The following is a 1,363-nucleotide window of genomic DNA, read 5'->3' on the forward strand; positions in this document are numbered from 1 at the left end:
CAGCTGGGCGAGGCACGTGGGGGTCTCCTCGGCCATGACACGGAACAGTCCCGCTGTCAGAACGACGCCCGTGATGTCGTGCACCTTGATCAGCTGTTCCAGGGACGAGGTGTCCAGGTTTCCCGGAGGAGCCACGACGATGGTCCCGCCGGAGAGAAGAGGCGCCCACAGCTCGAACGTCGAGGCGTCGAAGGCGTACGGGGAGTGGAAGAGGACACGCTCGTGGTTGCCCGTCTCCCAGCAGCGGTCCAGCACGAGGTCTGCCACGCCGCGGTGGGTGGCGGCCACACCCTTGGGCTCGCCTGTCGACCCAGACGTGTACATCACGTAGGCGAGCCCGTCCGCACCATGTGCGCCGGCGGGCCTCAAAGGTCCCGTCTCGGAAGCGGCCGCGAGCATTTCGCCGACGCGGATGACCTCTGCCGTCCCTGCGAACTCGGCGGCTTCCGTCGGGCGGTCCGTCACCAGCAGTTCGGCTGCGCAGTCCGCCATGACCAATCGGCGCCGGCCCGGAGGGTGGCCTTCGTGCAGCGGTACGTAGTGGGCGCCGGTCTTCAGTACGGCCAGCAGCGTGGTCACCAGGTCGGCGGACCGCTCCATCCACAGGCCGACCGCGTGCTCGGGCCCGGCACCCTTGGCCGCCAGGTGACGCGCCAGTCGATCCGCGCGTTCGTCCAGTTGCGCATAGGTGAGCTCCAGCCCGTCGCTCACCACTGCCAACGCGTCGGGAGTCCGTGTGACGTGGGCTTCGAACAGCTTCGTGAGTGTCGCCCCGGGCCTTTCACGCATGGTGTCGTTCCAGGAGTGCAGAACCGTCTCGCGTTCGTCCGCCCCGAGGACGTCGACCCGCCGGACGGGAGCGTCAGGGGCGGTGGCGACGGCGTCGAGGAGCCGAACCAGTCGTTGGGCGAGATGTTCGACGGTAGCCGCGTCGAACAGGTCGGTGCGGTAGTCCAGGCGCCCTTCGAGTCCCGCGGGTATGCCGTCGGTGTGGGTCTCGCCCAGGCTCACGGACAGATCGAACTTCGCGACCGTCCCCTCCATTGGTTCCGGCCGTACGACCAGGTCGGGCAACGTGGCGGCCTTCGCGACCGTCCCCTCCCTTCGCTCCGGCCGTACGGCCAGGTCGGGCAGCGTGGCGAGGAGCGGTGCGTGGTGCTGTACGGCGAGCATGACCTGGAAGAGGGGGTGGCGGGCCATGGAGCGTGTGGGGTTGAGGATCTCCACGAGCCGCTCGAAGGGGACGTCCTGATGGGTGTAGGCGGCGAGGTCGGTTTCCCGGACGCGTTCGAGGACTTGGCGGAAGGTGGGGTCTCCGGAGAGGTCGGTGCGCAGGACGAGGGTGTTGACGAAGAAGCCGACG

The 1,363-nt window shown here is 68.7% G+C and carries 1 protein-coding gene; it reads right to left on the reverse strand.

The genetic code is table 11. The features are described 5' to 3' along the window. Positions 1 to 1,363: AMP-binding protein (locus tag MXD57_RS31270; protein WP_250405585.1), on the reverse strand; the 1,363-nt coding region annotated here is incomplete at both ends.

It is taken from the genome of Streptomyces cellostaticus (genome assembly GCF_023630175.1).
GTDB lineage: Bacteria > Actinomycetota > Actinomycetes > Streptomycetales > Streptomycetaceae > Streptomyces > Streptomyces cellostaticus_A.